The following is a 23,804-nucleotide window of genomic DNA, read 5'->3' as shown; positions in this document are numbered from 1 at the left end:
GCCCCGCTGCGGCCGACCGTGAGACGGCCCGGCGCAGGCCGGCCCGAGCCGCGGGCGGGCGCCTGAAGACGACCGCGGCGCTTCGGCGCGAGCGGGCACGGGCACGGGCAAGGGCACGGGCACCAGCACGGGGCGGATGCCGGAGCGGCATCGTGGCCCGGCCCGAACCGGGCGGCCTGTCCCCGGGTTTCGACCGGATTCGTCGGGCGATGCTGAGAGACTGCCGTGCCGCGCTTCTTCTTCGACATCGACGACGGCGCGCGCGGCGGGGCGGGCGATGCCACCTGCGTGGATCTCGACGACGCCGAGAGCGCCCGACGCGCGGCGATCGCGACCCTCGTCGACATCGCCCGGGAGAGCCTTCCCGACGGCGACCGGCAGGTGTTCCGGGCCTGCGTGCGCGACGAGGCTGGCCGTCTGATCTACGAGACCGCCTTGACCCTCGACGGCCATTGGGTTGCCTGAGGCGGGGAGGTCGCTATAACAGCGGCCCGCCTGCGCACAATCCGACAGATGTGCGTGCTGTACCAAATAGTTATCCGACCATGACGGCGTGAGGCCGGGGATGCGGCGCAAGGCGGGCCCCGGACGAGGGAGGGTGCATGTCCGCGGCTTCCGACACGGCTCTCGAAGCGCTGGTCCGCAAGCTGGAGACCCACACGGACCTCGACGCCGACGAGCGTCGGGCGCTCCTGAGCCTGCCGGCAACGATCCGGGTGTTCGAGGCAAGCCAGGACATCCTCCGCGACGGGGACCGGCCCCACCATTGCGCCCTGGTCGTGGACGGCTGGGTCTACCGCTACCAGACGCTGGCCGAGGGCCGCCGGCAGATCCTCTCGTTCCACCTGGCCGGGGACGTGCCCGATCTCCTGAGCGTGCATCTGGCCGTGCTCGATCACAGCCTCGCGGCCCTGACGACCTGTTCCGTCGCCCTGATTCCCCACGAGGCCATCCGCGCCGTGACGCATCGCCTCCCGGCCCTCGCCGACCGGCTGTGGCGGGAGACGCTGGTGGACGCCTCGATCTTCCGCGGCTGGGTCACGACCATGGGCCGCCGCTCCGCCTATGGCCGGATCGCGCATCTGTTCTGCGAGCTGTATCTGCGACAGGCGGCGATCGGCCTCGCGGAGGATGGGGCCTGTTCGATGCCCTTGCGCCAGACGCAGCTGGCCGACGCGACCGGCCTGACCACGGTCCATATCAGCCGGACGCTGAACGCCCTGCGGCGCGCCGGGCTGATCACGCTCCAGGATCGCCGGCTCGTCATCCACGATCTCGGACAGCTCATGAAGGCGGCCGAGTTCGACCGACGCTACCTGCACCTGCGGCCCGAGGCGGCGCCGTAAGCGCGCCCGCAGCCCGCGCCCGCGACGGACGCGGCACGCTTCCTTAACCGTAACCCGCAGGTTTCCCGCCCTCGAAGGAACCTCTTCACGTCTGCCGGACAGGGTCGGCCGGGGGCAGGAGGGGGTCGGACATGGGATTCTCGATCCCCACACTTCAATTCTCGGACGGCCTCGTCTTCGGCGCGTGCGCGGCGATCTTCCTCTGCAACGGCCTCCTGGACCGGCGCAAAACCCACCATTTCCTGTTCGCCGCCAGCTACGCGGTCTGCGCCGCGATGGCGGTGTGGTTCGTCGATTTCGGAGCTTACGGGAGCGTCTGGTCGCCGCTCGGATGGTCGATGGCCGGCGCGCTCTTCTGGATCGGGTTGCGCCTGTTCGACGGACGCCCGGCGGTGACGCGGCCGATGCTCGCCTTGTTCGTCCTGCCCACGGCGACCCATCTCGGGCTCACGCTGGCCGGCGCCGACGCGATCGCGGTCAATGCCGGCGCCACCCTCGCCTACGCCGTCCACGAATCCGGCAATGCCTATTACGTCTTCCGGCACACCCCGCCGCGATCGCCGCTCCACCGGCTGATCGGCGGGGCCCTGCTCGCCATCGCCGTCGCGATCGCCCTGCCGCTGCTGCCGCTCGGCGAGACCGTCGCCCGCCTGGCCATCGTCGGCATCTTCGTCGTCGATCAGGTCAGCTCCATCGTCCTGACGACCTCGATCCTCGCCCTGGAGGCCGCGCGGGCGCAGGCCGTCGTCGAGCGGATAGCCCGGACGGATGCCCTGACCGGTGCGCTCAACCGGCAGGGCCTCGCCCAGGCCAGCGCGACCGTGGGGACGGCCGGAATCATCGTGGCCGACCTCGACCACTTCAAAGCGATCAACGACCGCTTCGGCCATGCCGGCGGCGACGCGGTGCTGCAGGAATTCGCCCGCCGCGCCGGGGCGCTGCTCCCCCCGGGCGGCCTTCTGGCGCGGCTCGGCGGCGAGGAGTTCGGGATCGTCCTCCCCGACGGCAGCCCCCCCGCGACCGCCTATCTCGCCGAGCGCCTGCGCCACGCGGTCGGCAGCCGCCCGGTCCCCTGGAAGGATGCCGCGATCCCGATCACGGTGAGCGTCGGCGTCGCCCTGCGCCCTCCGGGCGAGGCGCTGCACGTGGCCCTGGACCGCGCCGACCGGGCGCTCTACGCGGCCAAGAGCGAGGGCCGCAACCGGGTCCGGGTCGCCTGAGCCTGCGATCCCCTGCGGCGGCGCCCCACCCCCATTCTCTCTCCCCCTCCCCCGCCCCGATGCTGTAAGCGGGCGCCATGACCGTCCACTTCATCGGCGCCGGCCCGGGTGCGGCCGACCTCATCACCGTGCGCGGGCGCGACCGCGTCGCCGCCTGCCCGGTCTGCCTCTACGCGGGCTCGCTCGTCGCCCCCGAGATCCTGTCCTGGTGCCCGCCCGGGGCGCGCATCGTCGACACCGCCCCCCTCGACCTCGACGCGATCGTGGCGGAGATGCAGGCGGCCCATGCGCGCGGGCAGGACGTGGCGCGGCTGCATTCGGGCGACCTCTCGATCTGGAGCGCGCTGGCCGAGCAGACCCGCCGGCTCGACGCCCTCGCCATCCCCTACACGGTCACGCCGGGCGTGCCCTCCTTCGCCGCCGCCGCCGCCGTGCTGCGGCGCGAGTTGACCGTGCCGGGGCTGGCACAGTCGCTCGTTCTGACCCGCACCTCCGGCCGGGCGAGCCCGATGCCCGAGCGCGAGACCCTCGCGGCCTTCGCGGCGACGGGCGCGACCCTGGCGCTGCATCTCTCGATCCACGTCGTGGAAGCGGTCGCCACCGAACTCGTCCCCTTCTACGGGGCGGAGTGCCCCGCCGCGATCGTGTTCCGCGCCACCTGGCCCGACGAGCGGGTCCTGACCGGTCCCCTCGCCTCGCTCCCCGCGCGCGTCCGCGCGGAGCGGATCGAGCGCACCGCGCTGATCCTGGTCGGGCCGGCCCTCGACCCGGCGGATTTCCGCGAGAGCGCCCTCTACGCGCCGGACTACGACCGCCGCTTCCGCCCCCGCGGGGCGGTCGGCGCACCGGGGGAGGCCGCGGGCGCCCCGAACGGAGAGAGCGCATGAGCGCCCCCGGCCTCGTCGTCGCGGCCCCACGCTCGGGCTCCGGCAAGACCACGGTGACCCTCGCCCTGATGCGGGCCTTGCGGCGGCGCGGAGTGGCGGTGCGCGGCGCCAAATGCGGGCCGGACTACATCGATCCCGCCTTCCACGCGGCGGCCACCGGCCATCCCAGCCTCAACCTCGACAGTTTCGCGATGCCCGACGCCCTGCTCGACGCCTGCGCCGGGCTGGCCTCCCGGGAGGCCGGGCTCGTCGTCGCCGAGGGCTCGATGGGCCTGCATGACGGGATCGTGGCCGGCGAAGGCCGCACGGGGGCCAATGCCGACATCGCCGCGCGCTACGGCTGGCCGGTGCTGCTCGTGCTCGACGTCTCCGGCGCCGCGCAATCGGCCGCCGCGGTGGCGCTCGGCTGCGCCGCCTACGATCCGCGGATTCGCGTGGCGGGCGTCGTGCTCAACAAAGTGGCGAGCCCGCGCCACCGCCGCCTCGTCGAGGCGGGCCTCCGCCGGATCGGGATGCCGCTGCTCGGGGCGTTTCCCCGCGAGGCCGGGCTCGTCCTGCCCGAGCGGCATCTCGGCCTCGTCCAGGCGGGCGAGACCGCCGACCTGGAGGCGCGCCTCGACCGCCTCGCCGACCTCGCGGAGGCCTCGCTCGACCTCGACGCGATTCGCGCCGCCGCGGGCGGGGGCGTCTACCCCGGCGCCGGGGCCCTGCCGCGGCCGCCGGCCCAGCGGATCGCGGTGGCGCGGGACGCGGCCTTCTCGTTTCTCTATCCGCACATGCTGGCGGGCTGGCACGCGGCGGGCGCCGAGATCGTGCCGTTCTCGCCCCTCGCCGACGAGGCGCCGGAGGCGACCTGCGGGGCCTGCTGGCTCCCGGGGGGCTATCCGGAGCTGCATGCCGGCCGTCTTGGGGCGGCGGAGCGCTTCCGCGAGGGCCTGCGCGCCTTCGCGCGCACCCGCCCGGTGCATGGCGAGTGCGGCGGCTACATGGTACTGGGCGAGAGCCTGGAGGACGCCGACGGCGTGACCCACCCGATGGTCGGGCTCCTGCCGGTGGCGACCTCCTACGCCAAGCGCCGGCTCCATCTCGGCTACCGGGTGGCGCGGCTCCTGGACGGCGGCCTGCTCGGCCCGGCGGGCGCGCGCCTGATCGGCCACGAGTTTCACTACGCGAGCGAGCTGACGCCGGCGCCCGGCGCGGAGAACGCGCTGGCGCAGGTGACGGACGCGGAAGGCCAGCCGCTCGGCTTCGCCGGCCATCGCCGGGAGCGGGTCACGGGCAGCTTCTTCCACCTCATCGCCGAGGCGGAGGGCGGCTAGGGCGCTCGCCGCCGAAGGGGATGCCGGTCCGGCTCAGGAAAGCGCGACACAACCAAGGCTGAGAGCCGTGCAAGGCTGAGAGCCGTGCTCACGGTTCGCCGTGGTGGGGCACGGCTCTCGGGCTCAGCCTTCAGCAGAATCCCGGCGCGCCGACGGATCGGGCCTCGGGCGCCCGGATTCCGGGCCGAGGTCCTCGTCTCGGGGAGGCGGCGCTCGCCCCGGTCCGGGGCGGAGGGCGGTCTCAGGCGTCGAGGGGCGCGTCTTTCTTGCGGTCGAGGCGGGCGGCGCTGCGCACGATCGCCAGGATCTCACGGCGAAGCTGGTCGTCCTCGATGGCGGCGAAGGCGCGCAGCAGATCGACGGCCCCGTGGGCGCGCAGGAAGCCGAACACCTCGGCCTGCTCCTGGGCGCCGGGCCCGTCGGTCTCGTCGAAGAAGGCGGAGACCGGAACCTCGAGGAGACGGGCGATCTCGCGCAGGCGCCCGGCGCCGACACGGTTCTGGCCCTTCTCGTATTTTTGGACCTGCTGGAAGGTCACGCCGACGGCGGTTCCCAGAGCGGTCTGGCTCAGGCCTCGCGCCTTGCGCAGGGCCGTGATCCGGAGGCCAACGAGACGGTCAACATCGGTTGTCTGTTTGGGCATCATCTTACGGTAGGGTCCCTGACACACTCGCCGGCCGGCCCAAGGACCTCAGGCTGGCCGCGATCTGGCTACCGCCAGCGAATTCGTGCGCCCCGGCCCGCTTCTGCACCGCCGGGCAGGCCGGGTTCGGAAGTCGGGAGACAGTCGTTTCGCCGTGGCGCAGCCTGGGGCTAGCTTCACCATGAGATGCATGCTGAATGCAAGGGCCTCATTGCTGGTGGACGAGTGTTTTCAGCAATGACCACTATTATGTTCACGCAATGTTCTTGTGCGGATATCGTAAGAATCCAACCAAGTTCGCTGGGTGCACGCAGCGGGTCTCACGCCGCGGCGATGCACCGCCACCGGCCTCTCCGGCCCCGACTTCAGCCGGCGGCGAAAACTACGTAGGGTCGAGAACCGCGGTGGCCAGACGGCGCCGCCAGGACGGATCGGGAGCTGATCGAGCATGTTCATCGCGATGAACCGCTTCAAGGTGGTCAAGGACTCGGCGGGGGATTTCGAGCAGGTCTGGCTCGGGCGCGACAGCCATCTCGGCGAGATGGAGGGTTTCGTGGAGTTCCACCTGCTCAAGGGCCCCGAGGCGGAGGACCACATCCTCTACGCTTCGCACACCATCTGGCGCTCACGGGACGATTTCGAAGCGTGGACCCGCTCGGAGCAGTTCCGCAAGGCCCATGGACGGGTGCCGGGCACCAAGCCGCTCTATCTCGGCCACCCGCAATTCGAGGGCTTCGAGGCGATCCAGACGGTCGCGCACCCGGCCGCCGGCCAAGCGGCCTGACGGGCCGTTCCGGCCCGGCCCGGCGGCGCGCCCCCGCGCCCGTCGCGGCAGCGCCCGTCGCGGCAGCGCCCCTGCGCCCGTCGCGGCAGCGCCCCTAAAGGACCGCTCCGGACGGTCCGCGCGCGATGTCCCGCGATGTCCACAGGCCGCGCGCGCTGTTCCGGTTCCGGCACGCCCCGTTCGGTGTGCCATTTGCGCTGAAGATCCCGAGACCGGATGGGCGCGCCGAGAGGCGTCCCATTCCGGGACGGGACCGCCCGAGGCCGGCACCGCGGGCAGCATAGCGCGAGACACATGTTTCACGAGCGTCCTCCCCAGAACTACCAGCATCTCCCGCTGGCGCGGGCGCGCCGCGCCGTCTGGGCCGCGCTGCTGCCCCGGCGCACCCGCACGGCGGCCCGCTTCGGCATCTCGGCGGCGCTGCTGGCCGCCGATCTCCTCGCCATCGTCGCGATGGGCTACGCGGTGGACGTGGCCTATTACGCCTACGGCTCCGGCGGCGCGCTGATCCCCGTCTCGGCCAGCCGCAACCTGCAGACGGCCGGCCTTCTCGCCCTGATCGTGCTGCTGACCAACCTCGCCCGCGGCGAGTACAGCATCGAGCGCAGCCTCTCGCGCACGCCGCATCTGCGGCGCACCGCGACCCTGTGGCTCCTGGCCTGGGCGTTCGCCCTGGTGATCGGCTTCGCCACCAAGATCACCACCGACTTCTCCCGCGTCGCCTCGGCGGTGTTCTTCGTCGTCGGCCTGCCGGCCACGCTCCTGGTGCGGGCCGGGATGGTCGCGCTGGTGCGCCGGCACGTGACGCCCGCCTCCTCCTCGGTGAGCCGGATCCACCTCGTCGGCTACGAGGAGGACATCGCCAATTTCTACGCCAACAACGATGTGGACGCCCTCGGGCTCAGGGTCGTCGGCACGAGCTACCTGCGCCGCTTCGATCCGAGCACGGGCGCCGCGAGCGCGGAGGCGCTGCTCGCCGAGGATCTCGACCTCGCCGTCTCGGTGGTGCGCTTCCTGCGGCCCGACGACGTGTTCGTGCTGGTGCCGTGGTCGAAGGCCGCCGACATCGAGCGCTGCATCGACGCCTTCCTGCGCGTTCCGGCCGCCCTGCACCTGCGGCCGGGCACGATGATGGACCGCTTTCCCGACCTGCAGGTCGCCCGGGTCGGGCGGCTCGCGGGCATCAATATCGGCCGCCGGCCGCTCTCGGCGGGCGAGGTCCTGCTCAAGCGCGTCTTCGACGTCGTGCTCGCCGGGATCGGGCTGGTGCTGCTCGCGCCCCTGTTCCTCACCGTCGCCGTGATGATCAAGATCGACAGCCCCGGCCCGGTCTTCTTCCGGCAGCGCCGCTACGGCTTCAACCAAGAGGCCTTCGGGGTCTTCAAGTTCCGCAGCATGAAGGTCACGCCCGACGGCCCGTTCCGCCAGGCCTCCCGCGACGACGACCGCATCACCCGCGTCGGGGCGCTCCTGCGCCGGACCAATGTCGACGAGCTCCCCCAGCTCCTCAACGTGCTCATGGGCGACATGTCGCTGGTCGGCCCCCGCCCGCACGCCCTCGCCCACGACCGCAGCTTCGAGCGGCGGATCGCCCTCTATGCCCGGCGCCACAACGTGAAGCCCGGGATCACCGGCTGGGCCCAGGTCAACGGGTTTCGGGGCGAGACCCGCACCGACGCGGCCATGGAGGCCCGCGTGCAGGCCGACCTGCACTACATCGACAATTGGTCGCTCTGGCTCGACATCACGATCATCATCCAGACCGTGATTTCGCCGCGGGCCTACCGCAACGCGTTCTGATCCTTGGCGATAGAGACGACCGATGCGGGTCATCCCGGGGTCCGCGTCGCGGCCCCGGAATGATGGCGGGGATGGATCGGCCGTGATCGGCGAGACCGTCAGCCCGGATCCGGCCCCTCGGGCGCGCCGCGCCCGCGGCAGGCGCCGCATTCGCCCTCGACCTCCAGGATGCGGCTGGTCGGCGTGAAGCCGGCGCTGGCCAGGGTCCGGTCGAGCGCGCTCTCCACGGCGGGCGCCGTCATCTCGTCGATGCCGCCGCAGGTGCGGCAGATCAGGAAGACGAGGCCCGCCCCCTCGCCGTGGTCGTGCCCGCAGGAGACGAAGGCGTTGCGGCTGGAGATGCGGTGGACGAGGCCCTGCTCGGTCAGGAAATCGAGCGCCCGGTAGACCGAGACCGCCGCGACCCGGCGCCCCCGCCCGCTCATCCGCTCGGCGATGTCGTAGGCGCCCATCGGGCGCCCCTCGGCGGCCACCACGCCGAGCACGTCGCGGCGCAGGGGCGTGAATTGCAGGCCGCGGTCCCGGCAGAGCCGCTCGGCCCGCTCGGTCGCGCCCTCGGCGCAGGCGCCGTGGGCATGGTGGTGGTGGCCGGGGAGCGCCTCGTCCCCGTGGTCGTGACCCTGCTGCGCGTGTCCGCGCATCCCGGCCTCCCCGCCCTGCGCCGATTGAACTCGGCCCGTGTTACAGTGTATCAGCCGCCCCAAGATAGGCGCCTGTCCGCGATCGGGCAACGACGGCCCGCGCCGTCCCGGGCGCCCGTGCCCGTCTTCCCCTGCGCGATCCTCGGAGCCCCCCATGACCCGTGCCGGCGGGACCGTCCGTCTCCCGCGCCGCTCCCTGTTCCGCAGCGGGGCGCCCGCGCGGCTCGCCGCGGCGCTGATCCTGTCGGCGCTGCTCTGGATCGTGATCCTGTGGGCGAGGGCCGCGTGAAACCGGGCGAGATCCGCTTCCGGGGCCTGACGCTGGGCTACGACCGGCATCCAGCGGTTCACCATCTCGACGGCACGGTGCCCCACGGCGACCTCCTGGCGCTGGTCGGCCCGAACGGGGCCGGCAAATCGACGCTGCTCAAGGGCATCGTCGGCGAGGTCCGCGCCCTCGACGGGGCGATCGCGACCGGAACCCGGGCGGTCGCCTACCTGCCCCAGGCGACCGAGATCGACCGGAGCTTTCCGGTGAGCGTCCTCGACCTCGCCGCCATGGGCCTGTGGCGGCCCTTCGGGGCCTGGGCCAGCCTCGCCCGCCACCGGGAGCGCCTCCTCGCGGCGCTGGCCGCCGTCGGACTGACCGGCTTCGAGGACCGGCCGATCGGCACGCTCTCCGGCGGCCAATTCCAGCGGGCGCTGTTCGCCCGGCTGATCCTCCAGGACGCGCGCCTGATCCTGCTCGACGAGCCCTTCACCGGCGTCGACGAGCGCACCACTGCCGACCTGCTCGCCCTGATCCGCGGCTGGCACCGCGAGGGCCGCACCGTGGTCGCGGCCCTGCACGATCTGCATCAGGTGCGCGCCCATTTCCCCACCACCCTGGTCCTGGCCCGCCGGCCGATCGCCTGGGGGCCGACGCGGGAGGTGCTGACGCCGCCGGTGCTCGCCCGCGCGCTCGCCCTGTCGGAGGCCTGGGACGAGGCCGCCGCGATCTGCCGGCATGAGGGCGGACACGCGAGCGGGCATGAGGACGGGCACGGCAGTGCGGGGCATGGCGGTGCGGGGCATGGCGGTGCGGGGCACGGGTCGGCCGGCTTGCACGACCATCACGGCCCGGATCCGGCGCAGGACGCCCCTCACCGGCACGACCCTCGATCCCATGACCATGGGCCCCACCATCCTGCGGGCCATGTCCATTCGGATGATGGCCATTCGGGTCATGGCCATTCGGGCCACGACCATGCGGGCCACGACCATGCGGCCTCGGATCGTGCCGCCCCTGCCCCTGCCCATCATCCTGCCGGCACCGGAGCCGCCCCGTGACGTTCGCCGGCCTGTTCGATGTCCTGGTCGGCCCCTTCGTCGAGTTCGGCTTCATGCGCCGGGCCCTGGCGGGCTGCCTCGCCTTGTCCCTGTCGGCGCCGCCGCTCGGGGTGTTCCTGATGCTGCGCCGGATGAGCCTGATGAGCGAGGCGATGAGCCACGCCATTCTGCCCGGCGCCGCCGCGGGCTTCCTCGTCGCCGGCCTGTCTCTGCCGGCGATGACGCTGGGCGGCCTGATCGCCGGCCTCGCGGTGGCGCTCGCCGCCGGGCTCGTCACGCGCTCGACCGTCCTGAAGGAGGATGCGAGCCTCGCCGCCTTCTATCTGATCTCGCTGGCCGGCGGGGTGTTCCTCGTGTCCCTGCGCGGCTCGCAGGTCGATCTCCTGCACATCCTGTTCGGCACGGTGCTGGCCCTCGACGACGACGCCCTGACGCTGCTTGGCGGGATCGCCAGCCTGACGCTGGTGGCCCTCGCCGCCCTCTACCGGCCGCTGGTGATCGAATGCGTCGATCCCCTGTTCCTGCGCACCGTCGGGCGGGTCGGCGGGCCGGTCCACTCGGCCTTCCTGGCGCTCGTCGTCATCAACCTCGTCGGCGGGTTCCAGGCGCTCGGCACGCTGCTGGCGGTGGGCCTGATGCTGCTGCCGGCGATCGCCGCGCGGTTCTGGGCCGCCGACCTGTCGGGGCTGATCCCCGTGTCGATGCTGATCTCGATGCTGGCGAGCGTGACCGGCCTCCTCGTCTCCTATCACGCGGGCATCCGCCTCCCGACGGGGCCGGCGATCGTGCTGGCGGCGGGCGCGCTCTACCTCGTCTCCATGCTGCTGGGGCCGCGCGGTGGCCTGCTCCACCGCCTCGTCCGGCGCCGCCACCTGGAGGCGTAGAGCTTCGGCCCGAGGGGCGGAACCCGGCCCTCGCGAAACGCCGATGCGGCTCAGGATCTCAGCGACGCGCCGCGGATCCGGTTTCCCGGACATGCCGCTCGCCGCAGGGGCTTCGGGCGCTCAGACCCGTCGGCGATGCGGGTGCCTCATCGTCGATGGCCCCCGCGACGGCGGGGCGGCGACCGTCCGCCGGACGCCCGGACCAGGACCACCGGTCCGGGTCCGGGCCGCGTGGTCTCATACCCAATCCGGTTGATCCCTTCGGGATGGCGGATTTGGGCTTCGCTCAAACGCCGCGCGGGCTTGCCGGATACGGGCTCCGCTTTGATCAAGCGGAGCCTGGATCAAAGGTCGTTCCAGATCGCGAGGCTGAGATAGGGTCCGGCCCGGCCCGGCGCGCCGGCGGGGTCCTCGAACTGGCAGCCGGCCGAGAGGCGGAAGCGGGATTTGCCCAGGGCGAGATCGGTCGCGTGGAGGCCGATGCCCCATTTCCGGTAGCCGGTCCGGTCGGCATAGAGGGCGATCTCGGGCCCCAGATAGGCGCCCGACAAGGCATCGCCGCCGGACCACCCCCAGGACAGGCGGCCCCAGGCATCGCCGCGGGCCGAGCCCAGGATCAGCGTCGCGGTCGCCAGCGTCGTCGCGCTCGGCCGCGCCCAGACCTCGCCGTGCAGCCGCAGGCCCGCGCGCAGGGGCTGCACCCGCCCCGCCTCCGGGCCGGCGAGCATCTCGATGGAGGCCTCCGGGCCGACGAAGATCGCCACGCTCCCCCCGTCGCGGAGGAACTGGTAGCCGCCCAGGGCCGCGCCGAGGGCGGTGGTCCGGATCAGCACCGGCAGCCGCCCCCCGCCCTCGAGCCGCACGCCGCTGCCGACGCTCACCAGCGCAACGGGGCCGTCCCGGTCGAAACGGTCGAACGCGATCTTCGCGCCGCTGGTCGAGAAGGTCGAGGCGGCGGCCTCCAGACTGCTGAACAGGACGGCGTTCGGGCGCCACCGCTCGGCCGCCTCCTCGCCCCGGGCCGGCGCCGCGCCGCAGGTCAGAAGCGCGGCGATCAGACCCGGCCACCGGAACCCGGGACGCCCGACGGGCCGCCGGGCGTCTGCCCTCGGATCCGGTTTCCGCTCGGGGCTCTCCATCGATCGTCAGCGCAGCCGTGAAGGACGACCAAACCGTCGCTACAATCGCAGGATGCGTAAACAGTCTTCATCGATTTTTTTCCGAATTTTTCGCAGTTGATTACTCTAGATAACTGAAACTGGCGCTGATCAACTTCAAGATTGCATGGCCTGAAGGACGATCGTGGCCCCGTCGGCGCGGGTGCCCGGGCCGGGCCCGGAGTGGGGCGCTTGGCGCGCACCCCGGGTTGGGCTAGAGCCGCGCCTGTCCGAATCCAATGGCCGAGCCAGTTTGCCCCCCGCTGCGCGCACCTCTGACGTCCTCACCCTGCTGGCCAGCCAGGAGGGCGATCGACTGACGGTCGGCGACATCATCGCCGTGCTGCGCGATCGCGCCTTCGCACTGCTCGTGGTGCTGCTTGGTTTGCCCAACTGCCTGCCGATGCCGCCGCCGATCCCGCTGGTCTGCGGGCTGCTGCTCCTCGTGATCGCGGTCCAGATCGTGGCCGGGATGTCCTCGCCCTGGCTGCCGCGGCGGGTGCTCGGCCAGTCGGTCGCCCGCGAGACCGTGGCGAAGGCGGTGACCCGGGCGGTGCCGCTGCTCCAGCGCCTGGAGCGTTGGTCGAAGCCGCGCATGAGCATCTTCGAGACGGCGCTCGGCATGCGCGGAATGGGCGTGCTGCTGCTCGCCCTCGCCCTCGCCCTGATCGTGGCCCCGCCCTTCTTCGGCCAGATCCCGCTCGGTCTCGCCGTCTCGCTGATCGGCCTCGGCCTGGTCGAGCGCGACGGCCTCGTCGTCGCGATCGGCCTCGCCATCGGCGGCCTCGGCGTCGGCATCTCGATCGGCTTCGTCTACACCCTGTTCGCGAGCCTCATGAGCGCGCTGACCTGGCTCAGCCAGGCGATTCCCGGCCTGACCCTGTAGACGCCCGGTTCGGGGCCCGGCGCCTCAGCCCTTGGTGCGAAGGCGGGAGCGCCCGCCATCGACCCCGATCACCTGACCGGTGATGTAGCCGGCCTCCGGACCCACCAGGAAGGCGGCCAGGCCCGCCACGTCGTCCGGCTCGCCGAGGCGCTGGAGCGCGTGCATCCCGGCGATGCCGGCCGCCAGGGTCTCGTTGCGGGTGATGGATTCGGCGAGCGGCGTGCGGGTGAGCGACGGTGCCACGACGTTGACCCGGATCGACGGGGCGAGTTCGGCGGCGAGCGAGAGGGCGAGGCCTTCCACCGCCCCCTTCGCCATGGCGACCGAGGCGTGGTGCGAGAATCCCTGCGCCGCCGCGACCGTCGAGAACAGCACGACGCCCGCGCCCGCCGGCCCGGCCCCGGCCTTGAGCGCGGGCAAGGCGGCCTGCACGGCGAGGAAGGCCCCGAGGGCGTTGATGCGGAAATCCGTCTCGATCCGCCCCGGATCGAGCTTGGAGACCGGCGCCAGCTGGATGGTGCCGACGGCGTAGACGAGGCCGCCGAGGCGCCCGCCCGCTTCCGCCGCCACACGGGGGAACAGGCCCGGATCGGTCACGTCGCCGGCGGTGAAGCCGGTCTCGCCGAGGTCCGCCGCCGCCCGCTCCAGGCGGGCCGCATCGCGACCGACGAGGTGGAGCGGCACCCCGCGGGCCCGCAACGCCCGCGCCGTCGCGCCGCCGATGCCCCCGGTCCCCCCGTAGAGGACGACCTTCGCCCGACCGCTTGCCTGCTCGCTTGCCATGCAGCGCACCTTTCCCGACTTCACCTGACGCCCGGATCGGCTAGCTAAGGCGGGAGCGCCCGCCGTGGAGGCGGACGCCCACCCCGCCCGCGGCGCGGAAGGTCGCAGGCGGGCGGGGCGTGCGCGGGAACGAGACGGGACCGTCCGATGAAATTCGCCTTCGCCGGCATCGACTTCCTCGGCACCGTGTTCGACGGGCTGATCGAGGCGGGCTGGACGCCGGTCAAGCTGTTCACCCGGCCCTGCGACGGGATCTACGACCACAATGACGGGGTCGTGGCCCAGGCCCGGCGCCACCGCATCCCGATCCAGCTCTCGCGCCTCCTGCCCGACGACATCGAGCGGATGGCGCGGGAGCACGGGCGCGACCTCGCCCTCGTGGTCGCGGGCTATCCCTGGCTGGTCCGGGGCTGGCACGGGCGCCTGCGCTACGCGCTCAACATCCATCCCTCGCCCCTGCCGACGGGACGAGGCCCCTATCCGCTGTTCCGGGCGATCGCCGAAGGCTACGAGAGCTGGGGCGTCACCGCCCATGTCCTGGCCGAGCAGGGCTTCGACACCGGCGACATCCTGGCCCAGGACCTCTTCCCCGTGACGCCGCGGGAGAGCCACGAATCCCTGCTGGTCAAGTGCCAGATGGCGGCGCGCCGCCTCGCGCTGGGGCCGGTGGGACGTGACCTCCCCGAGCGCTGGCGCCGGCCGGAGCCGCAGGGCGACGGCTCGTACTGGCCGCGGGTGACCGATGCCGACCGCACCCTCGATTTCCGCCAGGACGTGGAGGCGGTGCTGCGCCGGGTGCGCGCCTTCGGCCGGATCGAGACCATCGCCCGGATCGGCGAGAACCGCGTCTACGTGGCCGAGGCCGAGGGCTGGCCGGAGGCCCATCGCCACGCGCCGGGCACGGTGGTGCATCGCCACCGCCGCCAGGTGGCGGTGGCCGCCCGCGATGGCTACGTGCTGCTGACCCGCTGGAGCCCGGTGCCCCTGTCCGAAGTGCCCCATCTCGGACGCTGAGGGGAGGGAGACCGATGCCGCCGATGCGCCGCAAGGCCGATCTGCCCCAGAAGCCGTGCGCCCAATGCGGGCGCCCCTTCGCATGGCGCAAGAAATGGGCGCGGGTCTGGGACGAGGTGCGCTACTGCTCCGACCGCTGCCGGGCGGAGGCCAAGCGCCACGCCGACACCGCCGGCCCACGATCGCCGGCCGCCTGAGGGCCGGAGACACGTCCCGGACCGCATCGGCCTTGCCCCGAGCGCCCGCGCGCCCCTCGGGGCGTGGTGCGCGGAGAGGCTTACGAGGCCTTCGCCTGCGCCGCCCGCGCCGCCCGGATCGTCTCCAGGCGTGCGACCAGCCGCTGCGCCAGACCGCGCCATGTCCGCGAGGCGACCTGCGCGATGGCGACGTCCCGCAGGCGGTTCAGACGGGCCCGGTCGGCGGCGAGCGCATGAAGGTGTTCGAGGGATTCGGCAACGCAGCGCTCCTGCGACACCACGAATCCGCTCACGCTGTGATCGATGGCCTCGGAGACGGCGCCGCACTCGGCGGCGATGGGCACCACGCCGAAGGCCATCGCCTCCAGCACCGTGAGCGGCAGCCCCTCGTAGCGCGACGGCAGGATCAGCACGTCCGCCCAGGCGTAGATCTCCGCGAGACCGGCATCGTCGTAGACGGGCGGCTCGATGATCGTCCTGAGCTGGGCGGTCACCGCGTCCCCGTTGGAAAGAACCGGCTTGCCGACGATCCGCAGCTCGAAACCGGGATCGCCGACGAGGCTCTCCGCGATCGCGTTGAGACGATCGAGCCCCTTCTGCGGATCGATCCGGCCGACATACAGAACCCGCAACGCGGCCCCGTCCCGCCCGCCAGCGCCGCCCCGCGCGGGTGGCACGGCGGGCCGCAAGGCGGGCGCGTTCGGCAGGGGCAGGAGTTTCGTCCGCGGAATGCCGAGACCGGCCATGTCGTGGGCGAGCATGTCGGAACAGGTCAGGACGAGATCGATCGCATGCTCGTAGGCGAGGGCGAGGGTCGGGTGCCCCCGGAACCCGCCGACCGCCGCCTTGTCGAAGAGGTGGAGATACGAGGCCGTCGTCACCTGATTGCGGCGAAGCCCGCTCAGGAGCGGGAGGATCTCGGCCGAGTGGCCGCTGACGACGAGTTCGAACGTGGAGAGGAAATTCGTGAACCCGCGCGCCCATTGCTCGTCGTGAATGGCCGGCAACCGTTCCCCCAGAAACGACTCGCCGTTCCAGGCCGATATCTTGCCGCGATAATCCACGATATAAATGTCGTCGAACGCCTCAGCGGCGTAATCCGCCCTGTGAATGGTCTCGGACCCGATCAGGATCAGGCTGGGACTGAAGCCCAGAGACCGCAATTCGCGGGCGAGGCAGAACGTCACCTTCTCGACGCCACCGAAATCGCAGTGCGGCAGTACGAAGGCCACCCGTCCCTGCTGCGGCGCGGCGATCGGCGGCGGCACGCTGTTCTCGAACTGCACCCGCGCGCGCAACAGCATATCGTCGAGGGGGCGAGAGCCCAGGAAAACATCATCGATGATGTTGTTGGGACGCCCCTTCATTTCGTGGCACCGCAGGTGCAAGCAGAACTGAACGAAATCCAGGACGGCCACGTTCTTGAGCTTGTCGATCGCGTGGCTCTTGGTGGGAAGCAGGAAGGTCAGCGATGCAACCCCGTATTCCGCACCATTCTGGGGCAGGCCCGTGATCCAGTGGTCGGTGTCGTCGGTCGCGATGGTGTGAAGCAGGTTCTGGTTGGTCGCCACGAGATGGGCGTCCTTCGAGAACGCCAATCCACGCCGGACGCCCATGACCGAGTCCTCGGAGGCGGCGAGCGTCACGCACACGAAGTTGTGGTTGGTGAGAGCCTGCTCGATCTCCATCGTGATCCACCGCAGGACGTTGCCCTGCCGGAGGACATCCATCACATCGCGGGTCGTGGTCAGGAGAGAGTGTCCGACCGAAACGAAGGTCGGCTCCCGGATCGTCTTCCAGACCCGCTGTTCGAATTCCCTCTTGCCGATCTTGCGGCCGCCGCGCTGAAGGTCGGTCGCCATCTCGATCTGGGCGTCGTCCGACAGGTAGACCGAGAAACGCGGAAGCTCGTCATGTTCGAGCGCAACGAACCGGTTGATCTGAAAGAGAGTCCGGTGCTTGCTGCGCAGGTAGAGGCGGATCTGCGCATCGGAGCGCCCGGAATCGGCCAGCATGCTCTCGGCGCGCTTGCGATAGGACAGGCCGAGGCTGGGGAGATGCCGGCCTCGAAACCCCCGTTCGATGGCCGACAGCCAGAAGTCCCAGTCCTCGTAACCCAGGCGCATGGTTTCGTCGAACCGGAGCCCGGTTTCGATCATCCGCCGTCGAATGAGACTGCCGGCCTCGCAGATGTTGTTCACCGACGCGGCGTAGGCGTTGAAATCACCACTGTAGTCGTTGAATTTCTTCAGCCCGAACATGCGGATGTCCGGATAGAACCAGTCCACGTCCGGATGCGCGGACAACGCCGCCTGCATCGCGGAAAGGCTGTAGGGCATCAGCACGTTGTCGGCATCGAGGAAGTAGATCGCTTCCGCCTCGGGCAAGGCCCGGGCGACGAAATCGATGCCTCGGTTGCGCGCGGCGCTCAGTCCTTTGTTGAGCTGGCGCACATAGTGGACATTGTCCCACCGGCGCGCGAATTGCGCCAGTGTGATATGGGTCTGAGGATCCGGACAGCCGTCGTCGATGAAGACGACGTCGGTGAGCGCGAAATCCTCCTGCGCGCAGAGCGAGTACATCGCCTCGCGCACGAGCCCGCTATGCTTGAACACCGGCACGATGATCGCCAGACGGGGCCGGTGGGCGCGCGCGTCGGCGGCGTCCGAAGGCAGGCGCCGGGAGGCGCTCAAGCCACGGCCTCCTTCCGCACGACCGTCAGATTGACGAAATGGGCCCAGGCATAATTCGTCGTCGTTCCTCCCGGCCGCGTCATGAGAAAGATATCGATCACCTCCGCGTCGGTCTTGATGAGGTCGAAGACGACCTGCCCTTTCTGATGACCTTTGAGAGCCAGCCACTCGGCCTGGGCAGCGAGCACCTCCTCGCTGGATTTCCGTCCGGACTTGTTCATGAACCGCAGCATGTTCGGCCGCCGAGGCTCCGGGGCGGACTTCGTGTAGGTCACGGCGCCCGCCGGCGCGGCGAACACCCCGAACTCGACCCGCGGAGCGGCGTCGTGGGCCAGGAGGAGATCGGCGACGATCGCCCGCGCGTGCTTGACCTTCACGTTGCGGACGACGGCGATGTGCACGCGGTTGCCGATGGGATGCACCTGCACGCCCAGGCGCGGATCGATGTATTTCAGAAGGTCCTTGTTGTGTTCCGACTCATTGAAGGGCGCAGCGTCCTTGAGCAGCTCGCTGATCATCACCTCCGAGGTCCCCCCCTCCTGGCGGAGATCAACCTGCCCATCGTCACGAACGGGCTCCGGGAGGCTGTCGGCCTCGGCGCCGTCGGCCGGCAGGCCCCAGCCCCGATAGGGAAGCCGGAGACCGAGGGCTCCTTCGTACAGGCGCACGGCCAGCGAGTGCGCCTCGACGGTGCCGTTCGACAGCACGCATCCGAGCCTCGGATCGGCGGTGATCTCACCGAGGCTGAAGACCGTGCCGGGTGCGGTGTCGCCGTGCCACCGGATTTCGATCAGCACCGGTTCGTCGAGCGCTTTCGACCGGAAGGGCACGTCGAACCGGTTCCAGCCCGGGTGCAAGGTGGACGCGGGCAACGTCCAGGTCCCGACCATGTCCTGCGAATAGGCCGTCGTCAGCGTCACGGTGAGGGGATTCTGGCCGCTATCCGCTTCGGCGACATGCAGTTCGAACGCATGCACCACGCTGAATTCGCGCTTGGAATTCTGGACGATGCTGGTGATGTTCGGCAGGTCTTTCGGAGACAGGGTGCTGCTGCCCGGCGCCAGCAGGACACACAGCTTCGGCTGCGGCGGCGTCGATTGGTTGACGAGCCGCTGGGCGTTCTCCAGGGCCTCGACCTGATCGCGCAACATCGACTGAAGGCGGGCGACTTCCATCTGGACGTTGATCGCGCTGTTCAGAACGTCGTCGGACATCCGGAACGCTCGGGCGAGCATCCAATCGAGCAACCCCGCCCCGTCGGCGGACAAGATGAACACCCCCTCGCTCCCGGCCAGAGCCGGCGCGATCTGCGTCAGCCGGACGATCGCGCCGGGATGGCGCGCGGCGAAATCCGCGTCGACGACGAAGCCGATCGGCGGCCTCGCGAGGAGGACGCCGGTTCCCGCCTGATCGAGATCCGACTGGGCATAGCCCTGCAGGGCAGCGATCTGCCCCTCGTCCAGGACGGTCTGATGGCCGGTCAGGCCCATGGCGCCGATCCGGTCCCGGACCCGGTCGAGCACGACGAAATCGTACCGGGCCGGCGGGGCCTGATCGCCCGACATGACGGCGCCGGGCGTCCCGGGCGGCGTGTCCTGATGGATCGTCATCTCAGACCCCTGTTTCTTGTCGTGCCGGTCTCGGACGAAGGACGCCGGAGCCTCGGCCCCGATCCCGGATCCCGACCGAATGATCCGGACCTCGTGCCGCATCGGCCTTGTCCCGGGAGCCGGCGTCCACCAGACGGCCAGGTGCCCCCTGCGGCGACCGGTTCAGGGGCCTGCCCCCCGCATGCGCGGAAACCGCGCCGGCTCGCCGCGCCCGCGCGGCACAGGCCGCCGCGATCGCGCGGCGGCGCGGTCGTGACGGAAAACGCGACGTCTCAATCGGGTCAGCTTCCCCCTGAGGGCGATGGCGCTCGGTCATGGCCTCGCCGGCCTGCTCACGTCTGCCCGACGGATCCCAGTCTGCCCGGCGGGTCATAGAGCGTTCCGACATCCCCATCGCCCCCGGTGGTTGCGACGCCTCTTGCCCGCAGGCTCACGGGACGGTCTCGTCGCTCCCGAAGGGCCCCCTGCGCCGCTGTCGCCGCACTCTGAGCCTTCCGTGCGCGCGCGCTGGAAGAAGGCTTTCTCAGCCCTCACCGGCCGTCGTCGTCCGTGTCACCGGGTGGGGGTTTCCCATCGCATTTCGTCCGGCCGCCTTATGCAACAGGAGCCGGCCGGCCACAACTGAAGGCAGCCTGCACCGGGGATGGCCTCGATCGTGACGCGGACCCTCCAGGTCCCTCGCTCGGCGCGCTGGGCCGTCGCGTCGGGTCGAGGCCGGAGCCCGCTCGGCGGGAGGCGACGGAGGGCGAACCGCGCCCGGCGCGCCCGGCGTCAGCCCCGCCCGTCCGCCAGCGCCGCCGGCGTGTCGATGTCGAGGGTCACGCTGCCGTCGCCGGCCACTTCGAGGACGTCGCTGCGCCCTGTCAGGATCGGTCCGGCGCCGCGGTCGCCGGTGAGGCCGGCGAGGTCCGGACCGAGGCGGGCGAGGTCGAGCAGCACCGGGTTGCCGCGCCGCCCCCCATGCACCGGGACCACCGCGCAGGGGCGAGGATCGGCCGCCGCATAGGCCGCCGACAGCGCATCGAGATGGGCGGGCCCGATCCGGGGCATGTCGCCGAGGAGCACGAGGACCGCCTCGATGTCCCGCGGCAGGGCGGCGAGGCCGGCGCGCAGCGAGGTCGAGAGCCCTTCCGCGAAGGCCGGGTTCTCGACCGTCTCCACGGGCAGCCCGGCGAGGGCCGTGCGGAGGGCGATGGCGTGGGCGCCGAGCACGACCATCACCGGCCGCGCGGCAGAGGCCAGGGCCGCCTCCACCGCGTGCCGCACCAGCGGCCGGCCGTCGAACGGGGCCAGCATCTTCGGCGCCGGCCCGAACCGTGTGCCGCGCCCGGCGGCGAGGATCAGGGCGGCGATGCGCGGGTCACGCCGCGTCATGGCCCGCCTCCTGGCCAAGCTCCTCGCCAAGCTCTTGGCCAGTCTCTTGGCCAGTCTCTTGGCCCGACTCCTGGCGAGCCTCCTGACGAACCTCTTGGCCCGGTCCGTCGGCGCCGGCTCTGGGCTGCCCGCGCAGGGCGATCTCGCTCAGGAGGCCGCCCACGCCGAGGCGCACGATGTCGGCCCGGGTCACGGAGAGCCCCGCGAGCAGGCGGTGCAGGACGAAATCGAAGCCGTTCTCCTTGGCCGAGCGGGCGCAGCCCGGTGCGCCGATCACCGGCAGGCTGCCGAGCTGGCCGAGGAGCAGCAGGTTGCCGGGATCGACCGGCATGCCGAACTGCTCGACCCGGCCGCCCGCGGCCTCGAGGCCGGCGGGGATCACGTCGCGCCGGTCGGCGATGGCCGAGGCGCCGAACACGACGACGAGCTCCGCGCCCTCCGCCGCCGCGCGGGCGAGCGCCTCGGCGACCGCCCCGGCCGCGTGCGGCACCCGCGACTCGCTGACGATGCCCGCCCCCGTGGGCGCCAGACGATCGGCCAGCACCCGCAGGGTCTTGGTCACGATGGCGGGCTTCAGGCCGGGCAGCAGCGTCGAGACCACGCCGATGCGGGTCAGCCGGTAGGGAGCGAGGCGCATCGGCGGGCGGGGCGCGGCGGCGCAGGCCCGCTCCAGAGGCGCGCCGGCCACCGCATAGGGGATGATCTTGATGGTCGCGACCATCTCGCCGGCCGCGACGGGCCGGAAGGCCGGCAGGGTCGCCACGGTGATCGCCTCGTCGACGGCGTTGACGGCGTCGATCAGGGCCGGCTCGACCAGGAACAATCCGGCGGCCTGCGCCACGAGGTTGCAACGGCCGGTGAAGGCCGCCTGCGGTGCGAGCCCCTCCCCGCCCAGCGCGCCGGCGAGGCGGGCGGCGGCCTCGTCCTCGCCGACATCGCCCGGGTCGAGCCGCACCGCCACGATCGGCGGGTGACACGATTCGGCCAGCCGCTGCGCCGCCTCCGCCGGGATCGGACGGCCCTTGCGCAGGGTGGTGCCCTCGGCCCGCACCGTGTGGGCGGCGATGAGGCCCGCGCTGTCGCGGGCCGCGACCGGTCCGAACTCCACGGTTCAGCCCTCCGTCCGCGCCGCATTCCGATCCTGGCGCAGGGTCGCGACGACCTGGGCCAGGATGGCGAGCGCGATCTCGGCCGGGGAGCGCGCGCCGATCGGAAGCCCGATCGGCGCGTGGATGCGGGCGATCGCCGCCGCGTCGAAGCCGGCCGCCCGCAGCCGCTCGACCCGGTGCTCGTGGGTCTTTCGCGAGCCCAGCGCGCCGACATAGAGGCACTCGGCCCTCAGAGCGGCGATCAGGGCCGGATCGTCGATCTTGGGATCGTGGGTGAGGGCGAGCAGCGCCGTGTAGGCGTCGAGCCCGAGGGTCTCCAGGGCCGCGTCGGGCCATTCGGCCACCAGCCGCACGTTCGGGAAGCGCTCCGGCGTGGCGAAGGCGGTGCGCGGATCGATCACGGTGAGGTCGAGGCCGAGCCCGGCCGCCATCGGGGCGAGCGCCTGGGTGATGTGCACGGCGCCCACCGCGACGAGCCGCAGGGGCGGCACGTGAACCGCCACGAAGACCGGCCGTCCGTCCGGCCCGGCGACGAGGCCGCTCGCCCCGCGGGCCAGCCGTTCGCGCAGGCGATCCGCGAGGGGGTCGGCGTCGATCTCCGCCCCCCGCACGAGGCGCTGTTCGCCCCCCTCGGGGTCGGTGACGAGCAGGACCGGGCGGCGCGCCGCGCGCTCCGCGTTCAGCGCGGCCAGGATGTCGAGACGCATCGGGCCCTCAATCGATCCGTTCGACGAGGACGCGGATGCGCCCGCCGCAGGAGAGCCCGGCCCGCCATGCGGTCTCGTCGGCCACGCCGAATTCGAGGGTGCGGGCGCGCCCGTCACCGATGACGTCGAGCGCCTCGGTGATGACCTCGCCCTCGACGCAGCCGCCGGAGACCGAGCCGAGGAAACGCCCGTCCGCATCGATGAGCAGGTGGCTGCCGACCGGGCGCGGGGCCGAGCCCCAGGTCTCGATCACGGTGGCGAGCGCGACGGCCCGTCCCTCCCGGCGCCAGCCCTCGGCGGCGCGCAGGATGTCGTCCTCGGTGGAGAGCATGAACCCGTCCCGGCTGTGCCGGCCCCTTCGCCCCCGATGCCCGGCCTCCGACAGGTAGGTACGGCGCCGGGTTCCGCAATGCGGCAGGTGGGATAAGGCCGGCCGCGCCGCCGATGGCGGGCGAACGGGCCCCGGCGAGGGGCGCGCTTGCACGGCCGGGCTCAGGCGATATCAAGGGGGTGATATCGAGGGGGCGGCCCGCCGGAACGGGGCCGGAGGGCGGCGTGAGAATGCGGTGCGCGTGGGCGGCTCTGGCCCTGCTGGCCTCGATGTCGGTCGCGGCCCCCGCCGCCGAGTCCCTGCGGATCGGGCTGGCCGTGCCGCTGACCGGGCCCGATGCCGGCTTCGGCCAGGGGGCGCGGCTCGGCGCCGAGGCCGCGGTGGCCGAGATCAACCGCGCGGGCGGCGTGCTCGGCCAGAAGCTGCAGCTCGTCGTTCAGGACGATGCGGGCGATGCCAAACAGGCCGCGGCGGCGGCCCGCCGGCTCGTGGGCGGCGGCGTGCGCTTCGTCGTCGGCCATCTCACCTCCGGCGCGGCCGCCGCGGCGGCCCCGGTCTACGAGGAGGCCGGCCTCCTCTCGATCACCCCCGGCGCCACCTGGGCGCCGCTGACCCGCCGGGGCGCGGCCCTGCTGTTCCGGCTCGCCGGCAACGATGCGCAGCAGGGCGCGCTCGGCGGCAGCCTGCTGGCTGGGCGCTTCCGCGACCGGCCGGTGGCGATCCTCCACGACCGGACGAGCTTCGGCCGGGGCCTCGCCGACGAGGCCGGGCGGGCGCTGAAGGCCCAGGGCGGGCGCGAGCGCCTGTTCGAGGGCGTCGCGCGGGACGAGCGGGAGATCGCGGGCCTCGTCGCCAAGCTCCGGGCGCTCGGGATCGAGGCGGTCTATTTCGGCGGGCTGCACGCCCCGGCCGCCCTGCTGCTGCGGGCCATGCGCGAGGCGGGGCTGCCCGCCACCCTGATCGGCAGCGACGGGCTGCTCGACCGGGATTTCGCGCAGAGCGCCGGCCCGGCCGCCGAGGGCACCCTGATGACGCTGTCGCCCTCGCCCCCGCGCCTGCCCGAGGCGCGGGGGGAGCCGCGGGGCGGGGC

The 23,804-nt window shown here is 72.2% G+C and carries 24 protein-coding genes; 14 read left to right on the top strand and 10 right to left on the bottom strand.

Annotated features, from left to right (window positions below; genetic code table 11):
* Positions 1-225 precede the first annotated feature (225 nt).
* The 5 genes from LW587_RS20690 (at position 226) to LW587_RS20670 (ending at position 4,772) form a co-directional block, all read left to right on the top strand.
* Entirely contained in the window at positions 226-465 is a 240-nt protein-coding gene (locus LW587_RS20690) for a DUF6894 family protein (RefSeq protein ID WP_232631475.1), read from the top strand.
* Positions 466-602: 137 nt separating this feature from the next.
* Positions 603-1,346 (top strand): Crp/Fnr family transcriptional regulator, encoded by a 744-nt coding sequence (locus LW587_RS20685; RefSeq protein ID WP_232631474.1) that lies wholly within the window; start codon positions 603-605, stop codon positions 1,344-1,346.
* A 131-nt stretch (positions 1,347-1,477) separates the two neighbouring features.
* Positions 1,478-2,566 (top strand): GGDEF domain-containing protein, encoded by a 1,089-nt coding sequence (locus LW587_RS20680; RefSeq protein ID WP_232631473.1) that lies wholly within the window; start codon positions 1,478-1,480, stop codon positions 2,564-2,566.
* Between the two features lie 77 nt (positions 2,567-2,643).
* Positions 2,644-3,453 carry a precorrin-4 C(11)-methyltransferase gene (gene cobM / locus LW587_RS20675; RefSeq protein ID WP_232631472.1) on the top strand — a complete coding sequence of 270 codons (810 nt, stop codon included), beginning with the start codon at positions 2,644-2,646 and terminating at the stop codon, positions 3,451-3,453.
* On the top strand, positions 3,450-4,772 hold the full coding sequence (locus tag LW587_RS20670) for a cobyrinate a,c-diamide synthase (RefSeq protein ID WP_232631471.1): 1,323 nt from the start codon (positions 3,450-3,452) through the stop codon (positions 4,770-4,772). Before cobM ends, LW587_RS20670 begins: the two co-directional genes overlap by 4 nt.
* A gap of 241 nt (positions 4,773-5,013) precedes the next feature.
* Here LW587_RS20670 and LW587_RS20665 read toward each other — a convergent pair whose 3' ends face one another.
* Positions 5,014-5,418, bottom strand: a complete 405-nt coding sequence (locus LW587_RS20665; protein WP_232631470.1) for a helix-turn-helix domain-containing protein — start codon at positions 5,416-5,418, stop codon at positions 5,014-5,016.
* Positions 5,419-5,863: 445 nt separating this feature from the next.
* On the opposite strand from LW587_RS20665, the gene LW587_RS20660 reads away from it, so the two are divergent.
* Both LW587_RS20660 and LW587_RS20655 read left to right on the top strand, forming a co-directional pair.
* Complete coding sequence (locus LW587_RS20660; RefSeq protein WP_232631469.1) at positions 5,864-6,199, top strand: antibiotic biosynthesis monooxygenase family protein; 336 nt, start codon at positions 5,864-5,866, stop codon at positions 6,197-6,199.
* Positions 6,200-6,493: 294 nt separating this feature from the next.
* A complete protein-coding gene (locus tag LW587_RS20655; RefSeq protein WP_232631468.1) occupies positions 6,494-7,999 on the top strand; it encodes an undecaprenyl-phosphate glucose phosphotransferase in 1,506 nt (501 codons plus the stop codon).
* A gap of 98 nt (positions 8,000-8,097) precedes the next feature.
* Here LW587_RS20655 and LW587_RS20650 read toward each other — a convergent pair whose 3' ends face one another.
* Positions 8,098-8,640, bottom strand: a complete 543-nt coding sequence (locus LW587_RS20650) for a Fur family transcriptional regulator (protein WP_232631467.1) — start codon at positions 8,638-8,640, stop codon at positions 8,098-8,100.
* A gap of 154 nt (positions 8,641-8,794) precedes the next feature.
* Here LW587_RS20650 and LW587_RS24075 point away from each other — a divergent pair, with 154 nt between their 5' ends.
* The 3 genes from LW587_RS24075 to LW587_RS20640 are packed head-to-tail and all read left to right on the top strand — an operon-like array spanning position 8,795 to position 10,853.
* On the top strand, positions 8,795-8,929 hold the full coding sequence (locus LW587_RS24075; protein WP_269780356.1) for a hypothetical protein: 135 nt from the start codon (positions 8,795-8,797) through the stop codon (positions 8,927-8,929).
* Positions 8,926-9,969: a metal ABC transporter ATP-binding protein gene (locus LW587_RS20645; RefSeq protein ID WP_442919177.1), complete on the top strand. Its 1,044-nt coding sequence runs from the start codon at positions 8,926-8,928 to the stop codon at positions 9,967-9,969. The genes LW587_RS24075 and LW587_RS20645 overlap by 4 nt, the downstream gene beginning before the upstream one ends.
* Positions 9,966-10,853, top strand: coding sequence for a metal ABC transporter permease (locus LW587_RS20640; RefSeq protein WP_232631466.1), 888 nt, complete (start codon positions 9,966-9,968; stop codon positions 10,851-10,853). The genes LW587_RS20645 and LW587_RS20640 overlap by 4 nt, the downstream gene beginning before the upstream one ends.
* Before the next feature lie 344 nt (positions 10,854-11,197).
* On the opposite strand, the gene bcsS is transcribed toward LW587_RS20640, so the two are convergent.
* Entirely contained in the window at positions 11,198-11,992 is a 795-nt protein-coding gene (bcsS, locus tag LW587_RS20635; protein WP_232631465.1) for a cellulose biosynthesis protein BcsS, read from the bottom strand.
* 271 nt (positions 11,993-12,263) lie between these two features.
* Here bcsS and LW587_RS20630 point away from each other — a divergent pair, with 271 nt between their 5' ends.
* Positions 12,264-12,896 carry an exopolysaccharide biosynthesis protein gene (locus LW587_RS20630; protein ID WP_269780355.1) on the top strand — a complete coding sequence of 211 codons (633 nt, stop codon included), beginning with the start codon at positions 12,264-12,266 and terminating at the stop codon, positions 12,894-12,896.
* Positions 12,897-12,920: 24 nt separating this feature from the next.
* On the opposite strand, the gene LW587_RS20625 is transcribed toward LW587_RS20630, so the two are convergent.
* The gene (locus tag LW587_RS20625; RefSeq protein WP_232631464.1) at positions 12,921-13,679 is read right to left on the bottom strand and encodes an SDR family NAD(P)-dependent oxidoreductase; all 759 of its coding nucleotides are present in this window, start codon (positions 13,677-13,679) and stop codon (positions 12,921-12,923) included.
* Between the two features lie 147 nt (positions 13,680-13,826).
* On the opposite strand from LW587_RS20625, the gene LW587_RS20620 reads away from it, so the two are divergent.
* Together LW587_RS20620 and LW587_RS20615 are read left to right on the top strand one after the other, a co-directional pair.
* Entirely contained in the window at positions 13,827-14,693 is an 867-nt protein-coding gene (locus LW587_RS20620) for a methionyl-tRNA formyltransferase (protein ID WP_232631463.1), read from the top strand.
* A gap of 14 nt (positions 14,694-14,707) precedes the next feature.
* The gene (locus tag LW587_RS20615) at positions 14,708-14,890 is read left to right on the top strand and encodes a DUF2256 domain-containing protein (protein WP_232631462.1); all 183 of its coding nucleotides are present in this window, start codon (positions 14,708-14,710) and stop codon (positions 14,888-14,890) included.
* Between the two features lie 80 nt (positions 14,891-14,970).
* On the opposite strand, the gene LW587_RS20610 is transcribed toward LW587_RS20615, so the two are convergent.
* The 6 genes from LW587_RS20610 to LW587_RS20585 form a co-directional block, all read right to left on the bottom strand.
* Complete coding sequence (locus LW587_RS20610; RefSeq protein WP_232631476.1) at positions 14,971-17,583, bottom strand: glycosyltransferase; 2,613 nt, start codon at positions 17,581-17,583, stop codon at positions 14,971-14,973.
* Positions 17,580-19,073 (bottom strand): DUF6212 domain-containing protein, encoded by a 1,494-nt coding sequence (locus LW587_RS20605; RefSeq protein WP_232631461.1) that lies wholly within the window; start codon positions 19,071-19,073, stop codon positions 17,580-17,582. The genes LW587_RS20610 and LW587_RS20605 overlap by 4 nt, the downstream gene beginning before the upstream one ends.
* A gap of 891 nt (positions 19,074-19,964) precedes the next feature.
* Positions 19,965-20,567: a nucleotidyltransferase family protein gene (locus LW587_RS20600; protein ID WP_232631460.1), complete on the bottom strand. Its 603-nt coding sequence runs from the start codon at positions 20,565-20,567 to the stop codon at positions 19,965-19,967.
* On the bottom strand, positions 20,554-21,675 hold the full coding sequence (locus LW587_RS20595) for a molybdopterin-binding protein (protein ID WP_232631459.1): 1,122 nt from the start codon (positions 21,673-21,675) through the stop codon (positions 20,554-20,556). The genes LW587_RS20600 and LW587_RS20595 overlap by 14 nt, the downstream gene beginning before the upstream one ends.
* Positions 21,676-21,678: 3 nt before the next feature.
* Positions 21,679-22,383 carry an XdhC family protein gene (locus tag LW587_RS20590; protein ID WP_232631458.1) on the bottom strand — a complete coding sequence of 235 codons (705 nt, stop codon included), beginning with the start codon at positions 22,381-22,383 and terminating at the stop codon, positions 21,679-21,681.
* Positions 22,384-22,390: 7 nt separating this feature from the next.
* Positions 22,391-22,714 (bottom strand): XdhC family protein, encoded by a 324-nt coding sequence (locus LW587_RS20585; RefSeq protein ID WP_232631457.1) that lies wholly within the window; start codon positions 22,712-22,714, stop codon positions 22,391-22,393.
* Positions 22,715-22,944: 230 nt separating this feature from the next.
* On the opposite strand from LW587_RS20585, the gene LW587_RS20580 reads away from it, so the two are divergent.
* Positions 22,945-23,804 (top strand): branched-chain amino acid ABC transporter substrate-binding protein (locus LW587_RS20580; RefSeq protein WP_232631456.1); only part of this gene is annotated, 860 nt, incomplete at its 3' end.

This window comes from Methylobacterium sp. Leaf118 (assembly GCF_920984675.1).
Taxonomy (GTDB): domain Bacteria; phylum Pseudomonadota; class Alphaproteobacteria; order Rhizobiales; family Beijerinckiaceae; genus Methylobacterium.
The sequence above is the reverse complement of the archived record's forward strand: the minus strand, read 5'-3'. Positions and strand labels throughout refer to the sequence as shown.

Bases quoted from the DNA above. Each gene is read 5' to 3' on its own strand.
- LW587_RS20615 (WP_232631462.1), top strand. From the start codon at position 14,708: ATGCCGCCGATGCGCCGCAAGGCCGATCTGCCCCAGAAGCCGTGCGCC.
- LW587_RS24075 (WP_269780356.1), top strand. From the start codon at position 8,795: ATGACCCGTGCCGGCGGGACCGTCCGTCTCCCGCGCCGCTCCCTGTTC.
- LW587_RS20665 (WP_232631470.1), bottom strand. From the start codon at position 5,418: ATGATGCCCAAACAGACAACCGATGTTGACCGTCTCGTTGGCCTCCGG.
- LW587_RS20600 (WP_232631460.1), bottom strand. From the start codon at position 20,567: ATGACGCGGCGTGACCCGCGCATCGCCGCCCTGATCCTCGCCGCCGGG.
- LW587_RS20680 (WP_232631473.1), top strand. From the start codon at position 1,478: ATGGGATTCTCGATCCCCACACTTCAATTCTCGGACGGCCTCGTCTTC.
- LW587_RS20590 (WP_232631458.1), bottom strand. From the start codon at position 22,383: ATGCGTCTCGACATCCTGGCCGCGCTGAACGCGGAGCGCGCGGCGCGC.
- LW587_RS20625 (WP_232631464.1), bottom strand. From the start codon at position 13,679: ATGGCAAGCGAGCAGGCAAGCGGTCGGGCGAAGGTCGTCCTCTACGGG.
- bcsS (WP_232631465.1), bottom strand. From the start codon at position 11,992: ATGGAGAGCCCCGAGCGGAAACCGGATCCGAGGGCAGACGCCCGGCGG.
- LW587_RS20685 (WP_232631474.1), top strand. From the start codon at position 603: ATGTCCGCGGCTTCCGACACGGCTCTCGAAGCGCTGGTCCGCAAGCTG.
- LW587_RS20620 (WP_232631463.1), top strand. From the start codon at position 13,827: ATGAAATTCGCCTTCGCCGGCATCGACTTCCTCGGCACCGTGTTCGAC.
- LW587_RS20655 (WP_232631468.1), top strand. From the start codon at position 6,494: ATGTTTCACGAGCGTCCTCCCCAGAACTACCAGCATCTCCCGCTGGCG.
- LW587_RS20605 (WP_232631461.1), bottom strand. From the start codon at position 19,073: ATGGGCCTGACCGGCCATCAGACCGTCCTGGACGAGGGGCAGATCGCT.
- LW587_RS20670 (WP_232631471.1), top strand. From the start codon at position 3,450: ATGAGCGCCCCCGGCCTCGTCGTCGCGGCCCCACGCTCGGGCTCCGGC.
- cobM (WP_232631472.1), top strand. From the start codon at position 2,644: ATGACCGTCCACTTCATCGGCGCCGGCCCGGGTGCGGCCGACCTCATC.
- LW587_RS20585 (WP_232631457.1), bottom strand. From the start codon at position 22,714: ATGCTCTCCACCGAGGACGACATCCTGCGCGCCGCCGAGGGCTGGCGC.
- LW587_RS20650 (WP_232631467.1), bottom strand. From the start codon at position 8,640: ATGCGCGGACACGCGCAGCAGGGTCACGACCACGGGGACGAGGCGCTC.
- LW587_RS20660 (WP_232631469.1), top strand. From the start codon at position 5,864: ATGTTCATCGCGATGAACCGCTTCAAGGTGGTCAAGGACTCGGCGGGG.